16 protein-coding genes are annotated in these 17,289 nt (G+C 60.7%); 13 read left to right on the forward strand and 3 right to left on the reverse strand.

Going from position 1 to position 17,289, the window contains the following annotated elements:
• Positions 1-96: 96 nt before the first annotated feature.
• From aptA to KW403_RS02110, 8 genes are all read left to right on the forward strand, one after another.
• Complete coding sequence (aptA, locus tag KW403_RS02075; protein ID WP_223021121.1) at positions 97-1,425, forward strand: omega-aminotransferase AptA; 1,329 nt, start codon at positions 97-99, stop codon at positions 1,423-1,425.
• A gap of 1 nt (position 1,426) precedes the next feature.
• Positions 1,427-1,720 (forward strand): cupin domain-containing protein, encoded by a 294-nt coding sequence (locus KW403_RS02080; RefSeq protein WP_223021122.1) that lies wholly within the window; start codon positions 1,427-1,429, stop codon positions 1,718-1,720.
• Positions 1,721-1,733: 13 nt separating this feature from the next.
• Positions 1,734-2,984 carry a Zn-dependent hydrolase gene (locus KW403_RS02085; protein ID WP_223021123.1) on the forward strand — a complete coding sequence of 417 codons (1,251 nt, stop codon included), beginning with the start codon at positions 1,734-1,736 and terminating at the stop codon, positions 2,982-2,984.
• A 51-nt stretch (positions 2,985-3,035) separates the two neighbouring features.
• Positions 3,036-4,487 (forward strand): dihydropyrimidinase, encoded by a 1,452-nt coding sequence (hydA, locus tag KW403_RS02090; RefSeq protein WP_223021124.1) that lies wholly within the window; start codon positions 3,036-3,038, stop codon positions 4,485-4,487.
• 13 nt (positions 4,488-4,500) lie between these two features.
• Positions 4,501-5,325 (forward strand): ABC transporter ATP-binding protein, encoded by an 825-nt coding sequence (locus tag KW403_RS02095; RefSeq protein ID WP_223021125.1) that lies wholly within the window; start codon positions 4,501-4,503, stop codon positions 5,323-5,325.
• 159 nt (positions 5,326-5,484) lie between these two features.
• Entirely contained in the window at positions 5,485-6,411 is a 927-nt protein-coding gene (locus KW403_RS02100; RefSeq protein ID WP_378596647.1) for an ABC transporter permease, read from the forward strand.
• A complete protein-coding gene (locus KW403_RS02105; RefSeq protein ID WP_223021126.1) occupies positions 6,408-7,268 on the forward strand; it encodes an ABC transporter permease in 861 nt (286 codons plus the stop codon). The genes KW403_RS02100 and KW403_RS02105 overlap by 4 nt, the downstream gene beginning before the upstream one ends.
• A gap of 45 nt (positions 7,269-7,313) precedes the next feature.
• On the forward strand, positions 7,314-8,297 hold the full coding sequence (locus KW403_RS02110) for an ABC transporter substrate-binding protein (protein ID WP_223021127.1): 984 nt from the start codon (positions 7,314-7,316) through the stop codon (positions 8,295-8,297).
• 9 nt (positions 8,298-8,306) lie between these two features.
• Here KW403_RS02110 and KW403_RS02115 read toward each other — a convergent pair whose 3' ends face one another.
• Complete coding sequence (locus KW403_RS02115) at positions 8,307-9,089, reverse strand: helix-turn-helix domain-containing protein (RefSeq protein ID WP_246637859.1); 783 nt, start codon at positions 9,087-9,089, stop codon at positions 8,307-8,309.
• A 231-nt stretch (positions 9,090-9,320) separates the two neighbouring features.
• Here KW403_RS02115 and pobA point away from each other — a divergent pair, with 231 nt between their 5' ends.
• Positions 9,321-10,493 (forward strand): 4-hydroxybenzoate 3-monooxygenase, encoded by a 1,173-nt coding sequence (gene pobA / locus KW403_RS02120; protein ID WP_223021129.1) that lies wholly within the window; start codon positions 9,321-9,323, stop codon positions 10,491-10,493.
• A gap of 51 nt (positions 10,494-10,544) precedes the next feature.
• Here pobA and paaZ read toward each other — a convergent pair whose 3' ends face one another.
• Together paaZ and KW403_RS02130 are read right to left on the reverse strand one after the other, a co-directional pair.
• Positions 10,545-12,578, reverse strand: a complete 2,034-nt coding sequence (gene paaZ / locus KW403_RS02125) for a phenylacetic acid degradation bifunctional protein PaaZ (protein ID WP_223021130.1) — start codon at positions 12,576-12,578, stop codon at positions 10,545-10,547.
• A gap of 18 nt (positions 12,579-12,596) precedes the next feature.
• On the reverse strand, positions 12,597-13,835 hold the full coding sequence (locus tag KW403_RS02130) for a cytochrome P450 (protein ID WP_223021131.1): 1,239 nt from the start codon (positions 13,833-13,835) through the stop codon (positions 12,597-12,599).
• Between the two features lie 115 nt (positions 13,836-13,950).
• On the opposite strand from KW403_RS02130, the gene paaI reads away from it, so the two are divergent.
• The 4 genes from paaI to KW403_RS02150 are packed head-to-tail and all read left to right on the forward strand — an operon-like array spanning position 13,951 to position 17,288.
• Positions 13,951-14,388 (forward strand): hydroxyphenylacetyl-CoA thioesterase PaaI, encoded by a 438-nt coding sequence (paaI, locus tag KW403_RS02135; protein ID WP_223022407.1) that lies wholly within the window; start codon positions 13,951-13,953, stop codon positions 14,386-14,388.
• Between the two features lie 18 nt (positions 14,389-14,406).
• The gene (gene paaK / locus KW403_RS02140) at positions 14,407-15,717 is read left to right on the forward strand and encodes a phenylacetate--CoA ligase PaaK (protein ID WP_223021132.1); all 1,311 of its coding nucleotides are present in this window, start codon (positions 14,407-14,409) and stop codon (positions 15,715-15,717) included.
• Between the two features lie 43 nt (positions 15,718-15,760).
• Positions 15,761-16,357, forward strand: coding sequence for a TetR/AcrR family transcriptional regulator (locus KW403_RS02145; RefSeq protein WP_223021133.1), 597 nt, complete (start codon positions 15,761-15,763; stop codon positions 16,355-16,357).
• A gap of 40 nt (positions 16,358-16,397) precedes the next feature.
• Complete coding sequence (locus tag KW403_RS02150; RefSeq protein ID WP_223021134.1) at positions 16,398-17,288, forward strand: PaaX family transcriptional regulator; 891 nt, start codon at positions 16,398-16,400, stop codon at positions 17,286-17,288.
• Position 17,289 lies beyond the last annotated feature (1 nt).

The raw sequence follows: 17,289 nt of genomic DNA on the forward strand, positions 1-17,289 counted from the left end.
CCAAACGGTCAAAAATTGCGTAGCATATCTTCGCGCAAAGCACCAAGCATTGACCGGGACAAGCCGAGCGAAACAACAATCAGGGGAAGCTTGGTCATGCTCGACAGGCTCAACAAGAGGCCGAACGATCTGTCTGCGTTCTGGATGCCGTTCACCGCGAACCGGCAGTTCAAGGAAACGCCGCGCATGCTGGTCGCCGCCAAGGATATGCACTTCACGGCCGAGGATGGTCGTAAGATCATGGACGGCACGGCAGGCTTATGGTGCGTCAATGCTGGCCACTGCCGGCCAAAGATCACCGAGGCCATTCAACAGCAGGCGGCACAGCTCGACTATGCGCCCGCCTTTCAGATGGGGCACCCCATCGCGTTCGAATTCGCCAACCGGCTGGCAGCGATTGCGCCGGAAGGCATGGACCATGTGTTTTTCACCAATTCCGGCTCGGAGAGCGTCGATACGGCGCTGAAGATCGCGCTTGCCTATCACCGTGCCAAGGGCGACGGCTCCCGCTTCCGCCTGATCGGCCGCGAGCGCGGCTATCACGGCGTCAATTTTGGCGGCATCTCGGTGGGCGGCATCGTGGCCAACCGCAAGATGTTCGGCACGCTGCTGACGGGCGTCGACCACATGCCACACACACACCTGCCCGGCCAGAACGCCTTCACGCGCGGCGAACCGGAGCATGGCGGCGACCTGGCCGACGAGCTGGAGCGCATCGTCACACTGCACGACGCCTCGACGGTGGCAGCGGTGATCGTCGAGCCGGTGGCCGGCTCCACGGGTGTCCTGATCCCGCCGAAGGGCTATCTGAAGCGCCTGCGCGAGATCTGCGACAAGCACGGTATTCTCTTGATCTTCGATGAGGTCATTACCGGTTTCGGCCGCCTCGGCGCGCCGTTTGCGGCGGATTATTTCGGCGTGGTGCCGGACATCATGACCACCGCCAAGGGCGTGACCAACGGCGTCATCCCCATGGGTGCGGTTTTCGTGAAGAAGGAAATCCACGACGCTTTCATGAACGGGCCTGAACATCTGATCGAGTTCTTTCATGGCTACACCTATTCGGGCAATCCGATTGCCTGTGCGGCGGGTCTGGCCACGCTCGACACCTACCAGGAAGAGGGGCTGCTCACGCGCGCCTCGGAGCTTGCCGACCACTGGGCCGATGCGCTGCACTCGCTCAAGGGCGAACCGCATGTGACCGACATCCGCAACATCGGCCTCGTCGGCGCGGTGGAGCTTGAGGGCATTCCCGGCGAACCGACCAAGCGCGCCTTCTCCGCCTTCCTGAAAGCCTATGAGCGCGGTTTCCTGATCCGCACCACCGGCGACATCATCGCTCTTTCGCCACCGCTGATCATCTCGAAGGGCCAGATCGACGAGCTGATCGACAATCTGCGCGACGTTTTGAGGTTGATCGACTGACATGGCGACGGAACGCGAAAAGGCCACCCATGAGGTGCTGATCGACGACGAGCGTGTGCGCGTGACCCGCTGGGATTTCGCGCCGGGCGCGGAAACCGGCTGGCACCGCCATGGCATGGACTATGTGATCACCACGCTCACGCCCTGCGCCTTCCATCTGGAGATGCCGGGCGGCGAAGCCGTGCACAACAACCTTGAAGCGGGCATTTGTTATAGACGCGACGAGGGTGTGGAGCACAATGTCATCAATGGCGGCGACAAACCGATGTCGTTCGTCGAAGTGGAATTAAAGTAAGGGACAACACAACATGGCCGCACCGGGCGAGAACCTGAAGATCAACGCCGACCGCCTCTGGGATTCACTCATGGAGATGGCGAAGATCGGGCCCGGTGTGGCCGGCGGCAACAACCGCCAGACACTGACCGACGAAGACAGCGAAGGCCGTAAACTCTTTCAGAAATGGTGCGAGGAAGCCGGCCTCGAAATGGGCGTGGACGAAATGGGCACCATGTTCGCAACGCGCGCAGGCACCGACCCGGACGCCCTTCCCGTCTATGTGGGCTCCCATCTCGACACCCAGCCGACAGGCGGCAAATATGACGGCGTGCTCGGCGTTCTGGGGGGACTCGAAATCATCCGCTCGATGAACGATCTGGGCATCAAGACCAAGCACCCCATCGTGGTGACCAACTGGACCAATGAGGAAGGCACGCGCTTTGCCCCAGCTATGCTGGCGTCGGGCGTGTTTGCGGGCGTCCATGAGCGCGACTGGGCCTATGACCGCACGGACGCGGAAGGCAAGCGCTTCGGCGACGAGCTGGAGCGCATCGGCTGGAAGGGCGACGAGCCTGTCGGCCAGCGCAAGATGAAGGCCTTCTTCGAACTGCACATCGAGCAGGGCCCGATCCTTGAGGACGAGTTCATAGACATCGGCGTCGTCACCCATGGCCAGGGTCTGTGGTGGCTGCAGGTGACGCTGACCGGGAAGGAGAGCCACACCGGCTCGACTCCGATGCCCAAGCGCCGCAATGCCGGGCTGGGCATGGCGCGGGTGACCGAGCTGGTGCATGAAGTGGCGATGGACCATCAGCCCAATGCAGTGGGCGCCATCGGCCATGTGGAGGTCTATCCCAATTCCCGCAACGTCATCCCGGGCAAGACGGTGTTCACTGTCGACATCCGCTCGCCCGACGAAAAAACGCTGAACAGAATGCGTGCGAAGATCGAGGCGGGCATCGAGACCATCTGCGACGCGCTCGACATCAAGTACGAGATCGAGCCGGTCGGCCATTTCGCCCCGGTCACCTTCGACAAAGACTGCGTGAAAGCGATCCGCGACGCTGCCGAACGGCTTGGCTATTCGCATCGCGACATCGTTTCGGGTGCCGGACACGACGCCTGCTGGATCAATCAGGTGGCGCCGACCGCCATGGTGATGTGCCCCTGCGTCGACGGGCTTTCGCACAATGAGGCGGAAGAGATCACGAAAGAGTGGGCGCAGGCCGGTGCGGATGTCCTGTTCCATGCTGTGGTGGAAACGGCGGAGATCGTCGAATGATCTGACGATCCCCCAAAACCGCCAAGGACAACAAAACAAGAGGGGAAACTCATGTCCAAGGTCATCAGAAACGGAACCATCGTCACGGCTGACCGGACGTGGAAGGCCGACATTCTCGTGCAGCACGACAAGATCGTGGCGATTGGCCACGATCTTGTGGGAGATCATGAGATCGACGCGACCGGCTGCTATGTGATGCCGGGCGGTATCGACCCGCACACCCATCTCGAAATGCCCTTCATGGGCACCTATTCAAGCGACGATTTCGAAAGCGGAACGCGCGCCGCAGTTTCCGGCGGCACCACGATGGTGGTGGATTTCTGCCTGCCCTCGCCCGGTCAATCCCTGCTGGAAGCCATCCAGATGTGGGACAACAAGTCGACCCGGGCGACCTGCGACTATTCCTTCCACATGGCGATCACCTGGTGGAGCGAGCAGGTGTTCAACGAGATGCCTGAGGTGGTGGAAAAGGGCATCACCTCCTTCAAGCATTTCATGGCCTACAAGGGCGCGCTGATGGTGGACGATGACGAGATGTATTCGTCGTTCCAGCGCTGCGCCGAGCTTGGCGCGCTCCCGCTTGTGCATGCCGAAAACGGTGATGTCGTCGCTCAGCTTCAGGCAAAGCTTCTGGAGGAAGGCAACAATGGGCCGGAGGCCCATGCCTATTCGCGCCCGCCGGAGGTTGAGGGCGAAGCCACAAACCGCGCCATCATGATCGCCGACATGGCGGGCACGCCGCTTTATGTGGTTCACACCTCCTGCGAGCAAAGCCACGAGGCGATCCGCCGGGCGCGGCAGAAGGGCATGCGCGTTTATGGCGAACCGCTGATCCAGCATCTGGTGCTAGACGAAAGCGAATATGCCAATGCCGACTGGGACCATGCTGCACGCCGCGTGATGAGCCCGCCCTTCCGCAACAAGCAGCATCAGGATTCGCTGTGGGCGGGCTTGCAGGCCGGCTCGCTGCAGGTGGTGGCCACCGACCACTGCGCCTTTACTACGGAGCAGAAACGCAACGGCGTGGGCGATTTTACAAAAATCCCCAACGGCACGGGCGGGCTTGAGGACCGTATGCCGGTGCTATGGACCTACGGGGTCAATACTGGCCGGCTGACCATGAACGAATTCGTCGCCGTCACCTCCACCAATATTGCAAAAATCCTGAACATGTATCCGCAGAAGGGCGCCATCGTTGAGGGCGCCGATGCGGACATCGTGATATGGGATCCGGAAGCCACGAAGACGATTTCGTCCAAGAGCCAGCAATCGGCCATCGATTACAATGTGTTCGAGGGCATAAAGGTGAAGGGCCTTCCGAAAACCGTTCTGTCGCGCGGAGAGATCGTGGTCGAGGATGGCGCGGTGAAGCCGAAGCCGGGCCACGGAAAATTCGTGGCGCGCAAGCCGCACATGGCAGTGAACCGGGCGCTGTCGCAATGGAAGGAAGTGACCGCGCCGCGCAAGGTGGAGCGGACGGGCATTCCGGCGAGCGGCGTATAAGGAGACACATCTATTGAACGCCAACCCAGCCATCCGCCAGGAAGCGCCTTCCCCTCAAACCAGCCAGCCCGTCGTGGAAGCGAAGGGGCTCGGCCTCACCTTCGAGACCAATGACGGGCCGGTGCACGCGCTAGCCGATGTGGATCTGACCATCAACAAAGGCGAATTCGTTTCCTTCATCGGTCCATCGGGCTGCGGCAAGACCACGTTTCTGCGTGTGATCGCCGATCTGGAGCAGCCCACCGCCGGTGAAATCCTCGTCAACGGCATGACGCCGGAAGAGGCGCGCCGCAAGCGGGCTTATGGCTATGTGTTTCAGGCGGCCGGGCTCTTTCCCTGGCGCACCATTGAGCAGAATGTCGCCCTACCGCTGGAAATCATGGGTTATTCCAAGGCGGAACGGAAAGAGCGCGTACACCGCACGCTCGATCTGGTGAACCTTGCGGGTTTCGAGAAGAAGTTTCCCTGGCAGCTTTCCGGCGGCATGCAGCAACGTGCCTCGATCGCCCGCGCGCTCGCCTTCGACGCCGATCTTCTTCTCATGGACGAGCCGTTCGGCGCGCTCGACGAGATCGTGCGCGACCATCTGAATGAACAGTTGCTCGACCTCTGGGCGCGCACCGGAAAGACCATCGGCTTCGTGACCCACTCGATCCCGGAGGCGGTCTATCTCTCGACGCGCATTGTCGTCATGTCGCCACGGCCCGGCCGTGTGACCGACGTGATCGTTTCCCCGCTGCCGAAGGAACGACCGCTCGACATTCGGGAATCGCCGGAATTTTTGGAAATTGCGCACCGTGTGCGGGAAGGTCTTAGAGCGGGGCATGGCGATGATTGAGCCAATGATTGCCGCAGGCGCTCGCCCCTCATCCTCACCTTCTCCCCGCATGCGTGGAGAAGGGGGCATAGACGTCGCCGCTTGGCCCTTCTCCCCGCATGCGGGAAGAAGGTGCCGGCAGGCGGATGAGGGGCAGAACGCCGCCCAACAGGTGACGCCATGACGGCGACGACGGACACAGCCCCGACCCGCACCACGATGCCCATCTTCCGTCGCGCGATGGAAGGCAAGACGCTGCCGATCCTGATCGTGCTCGGCGTCATTCTTCTCATCTGGTACGCCTTCACTGTCTATCTGAACGCGCCTTGGCAGATCGACGCCTATGAGCGGGCGGGGACGGAATGGACAGTCGCCGATCTGGTGCGCGATACGATGGCGCAGGAGCGGCCCGTCCTGCCCTCGCCGCATCAGGTGGTGGCGGAGATATGGAAAACCACGGCTGGAACACGCCTCACCTCCAAGCGCAATCTGTTCTATCACGCCTGGATCACCCTCTCCTCCACCCTGCTCGGCTTCGTGATCGGCACCGCGCTCGGCGTGCTGCTCGCCATTGGCATCGTGCACAACAGAGCGATGGACAAGTCCGTCATGCCCTGGGTCATTGCCAGCCAAACAATCCCGATTCTCGCCGTTGCTCCCATGATCATAGTGGTGTTGAACGCCATCGGCCTCTCGGGCCTTCTGCCCAAAGCGCTGATCTCCACATATCTTTCATTCTTTCCCGTGGTCGTGGGCATGGTGAAAGGCTTCCGCAGCCCGGAAGCCTTTCAGCTCGACCTGATGCGAACCTACAATGCCAGCGGCGCGCAGACCTTCTGGAAACTGCGCTGGCCGGCCGCCCTTCCCTATCTCTTCACCTCCATGAAGGTGGCGGTAGCAATCAGCCTGGTGGGGGCGATTGTCGGCGAACTGCCGACAGGGGCGGTTTCGGGCCTCGGCGCACGGCTTCTGGCCGGCTCCTATTACGGCCAGACGGTGCAGATCTGGTCCGCCCTCTTCATGGCTGCCGCACTCGCCGCCGTTCTGGTGGGCGTGGTGGGCATCGGCCAGCGCATGGTGATGGCGCGGATGGGAGAAAAGCCATGAACTGGGCGCTGACCGGAGCGCTTCTTTTCTGGGCCGCAGCATGGGCGTTGAACGAGTGGCTTGCCGGTTTGAACCCGCGCTCTGTGCAGACCAGACGCGCGCTCGGCCTTCTTATCCCGGCGATCTTCGGCATAACGCTTCTCGTCGTGTGGGAAGGTTTGGTGCATGGCTTCAACATATCGCCGGTGCTTCTCACCCCACCGAGCGCAATCTGGGCACGTATCACGTCGTCCCTACCGACCCTCTGGGCCGATTTCCAGCAAACTTTCCTCAAGGCGGTGCTGATCGGCTATGCTATCGGCTGCGGCGCGGGCTTCCTGACCGCCATCGCCATCGACCGCTCACCCTTCCTGCAGCGCGGCCTGATGCCACTTGGAAATTTCGTCTCCGCCCTTCCGATCATCGGCGTCGCACCGATCCTGGTCATGTGGTTCGGCTTCGACTGGCCGTCCAAGGCAGCGGTCGTAGTCATTATGACTTTCTTTCCGATGCTGGTGAACACGGTTGAGGGCCTTGCCGCCTCGTCCAACATCGACCGCGACCTGATGCGCACCTATGCATCGTCCTACTGGCAAACGCTTTTCAAGCTGCGCCTTCCGGCAGCGGCTCCGTTCATCTTCAACGCATTGAAAATCAACTCAACGCTTGCGCTGATAGGGGCCATCGTCGCCGAATTTTTCGGCACCCCCATTGTGGGTATGGGGTTCCGCATCTCGACCGAGGTGGGGCGCATGAACATCGATATGGTGTGGGCCGAGATCGCAATGGCAGCGCTGGCCGGCTCACTTTTTTATGGTGCAGTGGCGCTTCTGGAGCGCGCCGTCACTTTCTGGCATCCATCCATGAGGAGTGGATAACCGGCCGCGTGGAGAACAGCGGCCCAATCAAAGAGGGAAGCGAAAATGAAACACGCAGTAACGGGCCTTTTATCCGGTGTGCTGATGCTCACCGCCTCGCAGGCTATCGCCGCCGATGACGTCACGCTACAGCTCAAATGGGTGACCCAGGCGCAGTTCGCCGGCTATTACGTCGCGAAAGACAAGGGCTTCTATGAAGAAGAAGACCTGAACGTCGAGATCAAGCCGGGTGGACCCGATGCGGCTCCTGTCCAGGTTCTGGTGGGCGGCGGCGCCGATGTCATGGTGGACTGGCTTCCCTCGGCGCTTGCCGCAAGGGAAAAGGGCGCCCCGGTGGTCAACATCGCCCAACCATTCGCCCGATCCGGCCTTACCATGGTCTGCCGCAAGGAAACCGGCATCGAAAGGCCGGAAGACTTCAAGGGAAAGACCCTGGGAACCTGGTTTTTTGGCAATGAATACCCGCTCTACAACTGGCTGTCGAAGCTCGGCCTGCCCCGCGACGGTTCGGAAGATGGCGTGACCATTCAGAAGATCGGCTTCAACGTCGACCCGCTTTTGCAGAAGCAGGCCGACTGCATCACCGCCATGACCTATAATGAATATTGGCAGGTATTTGATGCCGGGCTGACCGAAGACGATATCGTGGTTTTCAACTACACCGACGAAGGCGTCGCCACACTGGAAGACGGTCTCTATGTGCTGGAAGATAACCTCAAGGACCCCGAATTCGTCGAGAGGATGGCTCGCTTTGTCAAAGCCTCGATGAAGGGATGGATGTGGGCGAAGGACAACCCGGAAGAGGCAGCGATGATCGTGCTCGACAATGATGCGACCGGCGCGCAAACCGAAAAGCATCAGACCCGTATGATGGGTGAAATCGCCAAGCTTTTGGGTGAAGACGCCACGTTGGATGAGGGCGCCTATCAGCAAACTGTGGAGACGCTGTTGCAGGGTGGCGACGATCCTGTCATCACCAAGCAACCGGAAGGAGCCTTTACCCATGAGGTGACGAAGAAGGCGATGTAACCGCCGGTTTCAGGACGCCAGCCTGCGCCGTTGCGTCTCTCGGTAGGCGCCCGGCGTGGTGCCGGTTTGACGTCGGAAAAAGCGATTAAAATAGGCCGGGTCCTGAAACCCCAGCGAATAGGCTATCGCCTGAACCGGGGTTGGCGTGAAGACCAAATCGCGGCGCGCCGCATCAATCAGGCGGCGTGCGAGCAATCGCGAGACGCTCGTACCCGCCTCCCGGCGCGCGATGCGATTGAGTTGGGCAACCGACACGCCAATTTTTTCGGCATAGAAGGCAATGGGGTGGTGCTCGCGAAAATGTGTTGCGATCAGTGTCTCCAGTGCCAAGAGCCGCCGGCTGTCGCTGTTTGACCTGCCCTGCGGCTCCGACGAGGATACTCGTACACCAGCGCGCGCCAGCCGCAGCAGAATTTCGGAAACATGCATGTCCAGCAACAGATCGCGACCTAGAACGGAAGCTTTGCCATGTTCTTCAAGCAATTGAAAGAAAAGGCGCTCCAGATGCGTCCCTTCACCGGCCGTGTCATTCCCCATGGGCACAATGCGCGACTGAGTGAAATAGGTCGAAAACGCCCTGTCTGACGCACGCGGCAAAGCCAGCCGGTCTGCAAGAACCGTCGCAACGACGCCTTCGGAACCTCGAGCAAAGTGAAACCCATGCGCCGCCCCCGGGGGAATAAAAATGGCGCAAGGAGCGGAAAACACGCCCCCCGCCATATCCTCACCGATCAGCTTTCCCTCTCCTGCGGTCATCCAGAACAGCTGAAAAAGCGCGTTGTGCCGATGCACCGAAATTTCCCAATTGTGCATTGCACTGCGAGCGGAGAGCATTTCACAATGGAGCCAAAAGTCAGAGAATTCCCCTGATTTCTCTTCATAAAGTCGATAATTTGGAACCCTAGTGCGCATCACACTTCTCTTCAATTATGATCAAAAAGTGCAATTGTTCGCGCCAAATGTCCATTGTCCGGCAGCATTGAGTCTTTCAATCTTTCCTCTCCAAGGGAGGAAGATCTAAGCGTGCGAACAAAAGTGGTCATCATTGGCTCCGGCCCGTCGGGACTACTGCTCGGGCAGCTTCTGACCAATGCCGGCATCGACAATGTCATTCTCGAGCGGGCGTCGAAGGCACATGTGCTCTCGCGAATCCGCGCAGGTGTGCTTGAGGAAGGCACCGCCGCACTGCTTGATGAAGCCGGTGTCGGCAAGCGTATGCGCCACGAAGGTCTGCCCCATGACGGGTTCGATCTCGCTTTCGACAATCGACGTCACCGCGTCGATCTCCATGAGTTGACGTGTGGCAAACGTGTTCTTGTTTATGGGCAGACCGAGGTCACCCATGACCTGATGGACGGGCGGGAAGCCGCCGGTGCCGTCACAGTTTACGAGGCCGGAAATGTTCAGCCTCACGATTATGACGGCGCTCGCCCCTACGTGACTTATGAGAAAAACGGCAACACCCACCGCATTGACTGTGACTTCATTGCCGGTTGCGATGGCTTTCACGGCATTTCGCGCAAATCCATCCCGCAAGACGCCATCGAAAGTTTCGAACGCGTCTATCCTTTTGGTTGGCTTGGCATCGTCGCCGACGTGCCTCCCGTGGGTGAGGAACTGATCTACGCAAACCACCCTCGCGGTTTCGCCTTATGCTCCATGCGTTCAACGACGCGCAGCCGCTACTATGTTCAGGTGGAGGCGGATGAGCGCGTCGAGGACTGGTCCGACGAACGTTTCTGGGATGAAATCCGCGACCGGCTGCCGACGGCCACAGCTGAGGCGATGATCACCGGGCCCTCGATCGAAAAATCTATCGCGCCTCTACGGTCCTTCGTGGCGGAACCGATGCGCTTTGGCTGCCTGTTTCTGACGGGCGACGCCGCTCACATCGTGCCGCCCACCGGTGCGAAAGGCTTGAATCTTGCTGCGAGCGATGTCCGCTATCTCTTTGATGCCTTTCGGGAATTCTATATCGAGCGATCCTCCGCCGGGATGGACGATTACTCGAACAAGGCACTCTCACGCGTTTGGAAGGCAGAGCGCTTTTCCTGGTGGATGACGAGCACCCTGCATCGGTTTCCCGACCAAGGCGCCTTCGGCCAGCGAATCCAGCATGCGGAACTCGACTATCTGTTCCAGTCGCGTGCCGCGCTTACGATGCTGGCCGAAAATTACGTCGGGCTGCCCTATTAGCTCGCACAAGAACGAGACCGTCCAACAAAGGAATGATAATCAGCAGCAACATCATTCCATGGCGTTCATCGTCAGGAGTTCGTAGGCGGCAACCTGCTCGCCTTCCTGGTTGTAGACGCCGACATCCCAGCGCACTTCACCATATTCGTCCTTGCGGCGCGTCTTCTGCTTCACCGTGAGGCGGACTTTCAGCGTGTCTCCCGGTGAAACCGGCTTCATGAAGCGCAGATTGTCCAGGCCGTAATTGGCAAGCACGGGACCCGGCGCAGGATCGACAAACATGCCCGCTGCAAAGGACAGGATCAGATAGCCGTGCGCTACGCGCCCGGGGAAGAACGGGTTGGCAGCCGCCGTCTGCTCGTCCATATGCGCATAGAAGGTGTCCCCGGTGAACTCGGCGAAATGCTCGATATCTCCTATCGTCACCGCGCGTGGTCCCACCCAGATCGTACGGCCGGGCTCCAGTTCGCCAAAGGTCAGGCGGAAGGGATGCGGCTCCTTCTCCTCCGTCGAGGCACCCGCCACATAGCGGTTGGTGATACCGGCAATCAGATCGGGGCTTGCCTGGATCGCGGTGCGCTGCATGTAATGCATCACGCCACGCACACCGCCAAGCTCTTCACCGCCGCCGGCGCGGCCAGGACCGCCATGCACCATGTGCGGCAGCGGCGAACCGTGGCCGGTTGCCTCCTTGCCGGTGTCGCGGTTGGCGAAATAGAGCCGGCCATGGAATGCACCTGCCTCCAGCACCGCTTGGCGGGCGACCGCCGGATCATGGGTGAAGATCGATGCGACGAGAGACCCCTCGCCGCGATTGGCGAGTTTCAGCGCATGGCCGAGATCACGGTACGGCATGATGGTGGACACGGGGCCGAACGCCTCGACGGAATGCAGCTTCTGAGCGCCATCGGGATCGTCGCAGGAAAAAAGCATCGGCGGAACGAATGCGCCCGCGCCGGCATCGGCTTCGGTGACCGCAAAGGCTTCCGGATCGCCAAAGACACGGCGGGCCTCAGTGGCCAGAATGCCGGCCTTTTCAAGCACGTCGTCACGCTGGGCAAGGCTTGCGAGCGCGCCCATCCGAACGCCTTCGCTGCGCGGATTGCCGACCACCGTCTTCTCAAGCCGGGCGATGAGCGCCTCGGTGACCGCATCGCGGTGGGCGGCGTGCACGAAAACACGGCGCACGGCGGTGCATTTCTGACCGGCCTTGGCCGTCATCTCGCGGTGCACTTCCTTGATGAAGGCGTCGAATTCAGGCGTTCCAGGTGCCGCATCCGGGCCAAGCACCGAGGCATTGAGAGAATCCTGCTCGGCCACGAAGCGCACGGAGTTGCCGATGATCTTCGGATTGGCGCGCAGCATCGAGGCTGTGGAGGCGGAGCCGGTGAATGAAACCACATCCTGACCGGTCAGGCGGTCAAGCAGGTCTCCGGTGGAGCCGGCAATGAACTGCACCGCGCCTTCCGGAAACAGGCCCGATTCCACGATCATGCGGAAACAGGCTTCGGCGAGCCACGCAGTCGCTGAGGCCGGCTTCACGATGGCCGGAACGCCGGCAATCAGCGTCGGCGCCATCTTTTCCAGCATGCCCCACACTGGAAAGTTGAAAGCGTTGATGTGAACGGCCATGCCTTGCAGCGGTGTCGCCACATGCTGGCCGACGAAATTTCCGGAGCGGGAAAGCTGCTCCAGCGCGCCATCCACGTAGACGTGATCGTCCGGCAGCTCGCGCCGGGCCTTGGACGAATAGACGAACAGCGTGCCGATGCCGCCATCGATGTCGATCATCGAGTCAGGCTTGGTCGCGCCGGTCTCGTAGGAAAGCTCATAGAGCGCTTCGCGGCGGTCGTTCAGATATTGCGCCAACGCCTTGATGGCGAAGGCGCGGTCGTGGAACGTCATCGCGCGCAGCGCCGGCCCGCCCACCTGGCGGGCATGATCGGCCATGCGGGCGAAATCCAGCTTTTGCGAGCCGAGTTCGGCAACGACATCGCCGGTGACCGCACTCCGCAGGGGTTTGAGGTCGCCCGAGGGCGCAACCCACGCCCCCGCCACATAGCTTTCAAGCCGCATCACGCTCATGGAAAACTCCTTTACTGGTCAGCGCACCCGCGCCGGCAGCCAGGAGAAGCCGCGGAAGCGCACACGTCCGGTGCGTTCGGGTTCGCCGGTCAGCCGGTAATCGGGAAAACGTTTGAGAAAATGCGAAATGCCGATGCGTCCTTCCATGCGCGCAAGCGAGAAGCCCGCGCACAGATGAGGGCCGCCGGCAAAGGCCAGATGCTTGTTCGGCTTGCGCCCCACATCGAGCCGGTCCGGCTCGGCGAACTGGCGTGGGTCGCGGTTGGCAGCACCAATGCACAAATGGATCGGTGTGCCAGGCTCCACGGTTTCGCCATAAAACTCCACCGGCTCCACCGCCATGCGGTTGCCAAGCTGATTGGGGCTCTGGAAGCGTAAGAACTCATCGACAGCCGTTGCGATCAGGTCCGGGTCCGCTTCAAGCCGCGCTTTCTCTTCGGGCCATTGCAACAGCTCATAAAGGGCGTTGCCGATCAGGTTCGTGGTGGTCTCGTGACCGGCATTGAGGATGAAGATGCAGTTCTGCAAAAGCTCCACCTCGGAGAGCTCTTCCCCATCATTGCCGTTGATGAAACGGGTCAGAACGTCGGTCGCCGGATCGCCGGGATTGCGTCGGCGATCATCGGCGATGTCCTTGAGATAGGCCTTGAAATCGGTGACGGAGGTGTTGCCCCATCTGAGTTGCTCATCGCTGAGAACCGGTTCCAGCGCCCCGAGAATGGCGAGCGACCAGTCGCGCAGCGGCTCGCGTTCCTCATGGGGAATATCGAACAGATTGCCGATCACCTCGACCGGAATCGCCGCGGCAAAATCCTCGATCAGATCGACCTCGCCCTTCTCTTCCATACGGTCGAGCAGGCCGTCGACCAGCGTGATCAGGCCCGGCTCAAGGGCTGCCAGCGCGCGCGGCGTCAGCGCCCCCATCATGATCTTGCGCACCCGCGTGTGGAGCGGCGGATCATTGAAGACGAGGCTTGTCGTATGATGTTCATAGAGCGGTGTGTCGCCGAATTTCGGCCGGAACTCCGCCTTCTTGTCGGAGGAGAAGGTTTTCGTGTCGCGGTAGACGCGATCGAGATCGGCATAGCGCGACAGCATAACGGACCCATCGGAAAAGCGCTTCAAGGGTGCATGCTCCAGAAGCGCGTGATAGGCCGGAAACGGGTCATTCACGAAATCCGATGGCAGTGCCGTCAATTCGAACTCTTGCGCCAGTTTCTGGCTTTCCGCCACAGCGATCTGTGCCGTTTTCGTCATGCTATCCTCCCGGAAGCGGCGCCACCGCCTCCTCACAACAGTATTATTGACCGACCGGTCGGTTTATGCAAGTCTGATTGCATTGATGGCCTCGGGAGGAGCCTAAATGTCACAAATGCAACTGTCTCCACAGGAGATCGCAGAGCGTAGCGCGCAGGCGATGTGGGCGCGCGACGATGCGTCCAAATGGCTGGGATGCAGCCTCGATGCGGTGGCCCCGGGCAGCGCGACCCTCTCCATGACGGTGGAGAAACACCACACCAACGGGCACGACATTTGCCATGGTGGCTACATCTTTACGCTGGCGGATTCGGCCTTCGCCTTTGCCTGCAACTCCTACAATCAGATCGTTGTCGCACAGCACAATTCCATCACCTTCATCGCGCCCGCCGCGCTCGGCGACCGGCTGAAAGCAGTCGCGAGGGAGGTTGCGCGGTTCGGCCGCTCCGGGATTTATGACGTGCGGGTCGAAAATCAGGACGGCAAGCTGATCGCGGAATTCCGTGGCAATTCTCGCGTGATCAGCGGCAAACATTTCGAGGAGGAGGCCTGAGAGCTTCGGGAGAGACACATGAAAGACCTGACCCCAAGAAAAGAAGAGCTGGATCCCATTGAAATCGCCTCGCGCGATGAAATCCAGGCGTTGCAGCTGGTACGTCTCAAATGGTCGTTGAACCATGCCTATGAGAATGTGCCGCACTACAGGAAGAGTTTCGATGCTGCCGGCGTTCACCCCGACGACCTGAAAGAGCTCTCCGATCTCTCGAAATTCCCCTTCACCGTAAAAACGGACCTGCGCGACAACTATCCCTTCGGCATGTTTGCCGTGCCGCGCGAGAAAGTGGTGCGTATTCACGCTTCTTCCGGAACCACCGGCAAGCCGACCGTGGTGGGATACACGGAAAAGGACATCGACACCTGGGCGGAGGTCATGGCGCGCTCGATCCGCGCGTCTGGCACACGCCCCGGTGATGTCGTGCATGTGGCTTATGGCTATGGGCTCTTCACCGGCGGGCTTGGCGCGCATTATGGCGCGGAACGGCTTGGAGCCACCGTGGTGCCCGCTTCCGGCGGCATGACGGCACGCCAGGTCACGCTGATCGAGGATTTTCAGGCGCAGACCATCATGGTCACCCCCTCCTACATGCTCTCGATCCTGGACGAATACCGGGCGAAGGGTCTCGACCCGCGCAAGAGCCCGCTGCAGGTGGGAATCTTTGGTGCCGAGCCCTGGACCAACGCCATGCGCGCCGAGATCGAAGACGCATTCGACATGCATGCGGTCGACATTTACGGCCTGTCGGAAGTGATGGGACCGGGCGTTGCCAATGAATGCGTGGAGACCAAGGACGGACTGCACATCTGGGAGGATCACTTCTATCCCGAAATCATCAACCCGGAGACCGGCGAAGTGCTGCCGGACGGCGAAATGGGCGAACTCGTCTTCACCTCGCTCACCAAGGAAGCCTTTCCCATCGTGCGCTACCGCACCCGCGACCTGACGCGGCTTCTTCCGGGCACCGCGCGATCCATGCGCCGAATGGAAAAGATCACCGGGCGCTCAGACGACATGATGATCCTGCGCGGGGTGAACGTCTTCCCGACCCAGATCGAGGAACAGATTCTGACCGTGAAGGGCCTTGCGCCCCATTTCCAGATCGAGCTCACGCAGGAAGGCCGCATGGACGCCATGACGATCCATGTGGAAATGGCCTCGCCTGAGACGGGCGAAGATGTGCGCCTTTCCGTTTGCCGCCAGCTCGGCGAGCGCATCAAGGATATTGTCGGCGTGACGGTGCGTGTCCACGCGTCCGATCCCGGCAGCGTGGCCCGCAGCCAGGGCAAGGCCGTGCGCATCATCGACAAACGGGTGAAACAGTGATCTCGCCCGACATTTCCAAGCATCCCGATTTCGAAGGAAACTGATGGCCCGCACACGCGCCAAAGATTATGACGACAAGCGCGACGCCATGCTGCATGGCGCGGCGCGCATTTTCGCGCGTGATGGCTATGACCGCGCCTCGATGAACCAACTTGCAACAGAACTGGGTGTCTCCAAAGCGCTGCTCTATCACTACTACGCCTCCAAGGAAGCGCTGCTCTTCGACATCATCGAGACTCATCTTCAGGAGCTGGTAGAGGCGGTGGAAGAGGCGAATGATCCGGAGGCCGAGCCTCGTGCACGACTCGAACGGCTGGTCACGGCCTTGCTCGAAGCCTATCGCGACGCCGACAACGAACACCGCGTTCAGCTCTCCGGCCTTCAGCTTCTCCCCGAGGCGCAACAGGAACAGCTGAAGGCTCTGGAACGACAATTGGTGGCGATCTTTGCCGAGGCGGTACGTCAGTCGAATCCCTCGGCCTTCGACAACAAACCCCTATTGAAACCCGTTACGATGAGCCTGTTCGGCATGCTCAACTGGTTCTATATGTGGTTTCGCGAGGATCGCGGGATTTCACGGCAGGATTATGCAAAGCTCGCAACCCATCTGCTTGTGAGCGGTGTGAAGGAGCTCCCCTGACAGTCTTGCTAGCCCCGCGCTCTCGTGGCATTTGAAGTGGATGGATGTACCAGCGGAACCTGCCGAAACCGCCCTTGCAGGCCTGATTGATCGTCTGCATCGACGAGGGCGTGTTCGTGTGTGGTCCTTGGTCATCACGCTGTTTGGCGACGCGATAGTGCCCCGAGGAGGCGAAGCGCCACTAGCGGGGCTTCAAGAGGTCATGGCGCGGCTTGGCGTCGAAGCAGGAGCACTGCGCACAGCGATGTCGCGTCTCGCCAGCGACGGCTGGGTGGTGCGCGAGCGGCGCGGTCGCAATTCATTTTTTTCCCTCGACAAGCACGGTCAGCACGCCTTTGACCTCGCAACCCGTCGTATCTATGCGGCCGGACCGCCGGCCTGGGATGGTTCGTGGACCGTTGCCATCGCCGCACCCGGCAGCAACGGCGTGCATGATTGCACTCTAAAGGACGGCGGGTTTCTCAAGATCGCCGATGGAATCTATCTCCTTCCACGCACCGTAGAGCCACCCGACAGCACAGCAACCGGCGACGCTCCTTTGAGCGAGATGCTGGTGATCCATGGCTCCAGCGCCGAGCACCCCGAAATGCTGCGAAACCTCTGGCCCTCAGACGAGATTGCTGGTGCCTATCGCGAATTGGTCGCCGAATACGCGCCCCTGGCTGAGGGGCTTACTGATACCCCGTTTCCAAACCCCGTCGACGCGATGGCCGCACGAACCCTGCTCATCCATGATTGGCGACGAATCGTTCTGCGCGATCCCGGCCTGCCAATGGCTCTCCTGCCAAAGGACTGGCCTGGAGAAAAGGCGAGGAGCCTGGTTCACGAGATCTATCGCCGGCTTGTCGAGCCCAGTGAACGCTGGCTTGATCAGACAGGCCTGCCGTCGCTCAGGAACGCCGACACCTTCCAGCGCCGGTTTGTCGGATAGG

Origin of the sequence: Nitratireductor kimnyeongensis (genome assembly GCF_019891395.1) — a bacterium.
Taxonomy (GTDB): Bacteria; Pseudomonadota; Alphaproteobacteria; order Rhizobiales; family Rhizobiaceae; genus Nitratireductor; species Nitratireductor kimnyeongensis.

Excerpts from the sequence above, each read along its gene's own strand:
- KW403_RS02130 (WP_223021131.1), bottom strand. The coding sequence starts at position 13,835 with ATGACGAAAACGGCACAGATCGCTGTGGCGGAAAGCCAGAAACTGGCG.
- KW403_RS02085 (WP_223021123.1), top strand. The coding sequence starts at position 1,734 with ATGGCCGCACCGGGCGAGAACCTGAAGATCAACGCCGACCGCCTCTGG.
- KW403_RS02100 (WP_378596647.1), top strand. The coding sequence starts at position 5,485 with ATGACGGCGACGACGGACACAGCCCCGACCCGCACCACGATGCCCATC.
- KW403_RS02080 (WP_223021122.1), top strand. The coding sequence starts at position 1,427 with ATGGCGACGGAACGCGAAAAGGCCACCCATGAGGTGCTGATCGACGAC.
- KW403_RS02145 (WP_223021133.1), top strand. The coding sequence starts at position 15,761 with ATGGCCCGCACACGCGCCAAAGATTATGACGACAAGCGCGACGCCATG.
- aptA (WP_223021121.1), top strand. The coding sequence starts at position 97 with ATGCTCGACAGGCTCAACAAGAGGCCGAACGATCTGTCTGCGTTCTGG.
- KW403_RS02105 (WP_223021126.1), top strand. The coding sequence starts at position 6,408 with ATGAACTGGGCGCTGACCGGAGCGCTTCTTTTCTGGGCCGCAGCATGG.
- paaI (WP_223022407.1), top strand. The coding sequence starts at position 13,951 with ATGCAACTGTCTCCACAGGAGATCGCAGAGCGTAGCGCGCAGGCGATG.
- paaK (WP_223021132.1), top strand. The coding sequence starts at position 14,407 with ATGAAAGACCTGACCCCAAGAAAAGAAGAGCTGGATCCCATTGAAATC.
- KW403_RS02110 (WP_223021127.1), top strand. The coding sequence starts at position 7,314 with ATGAAACACGCAGTAACGGGCCTTTTATCCGGTGTGCTGATGCTCACC.
- hydA (WP_223021124.1), top strand. The coding sequence starts at position 3,036 with ATGTCCAAGGTCATCAGAAACGGAACCATCGTCACGGCTGACCGGACG.
- paaZ (WP_223021130.1), bottom strand. The coding sequence starts at position 12,578 with ATGAGCGTGATGCGGCTTGAAAGCTATGTGGCGGGGGCGTGGGTTGCG.
- KW403_RS02150 (WP_223021134.1), top strand. The coding sequence starts at position 16,398 with ATGGATGTACCAGCGGAACCTGCCGAAACCGCCCTTGCAGGCCTGATT.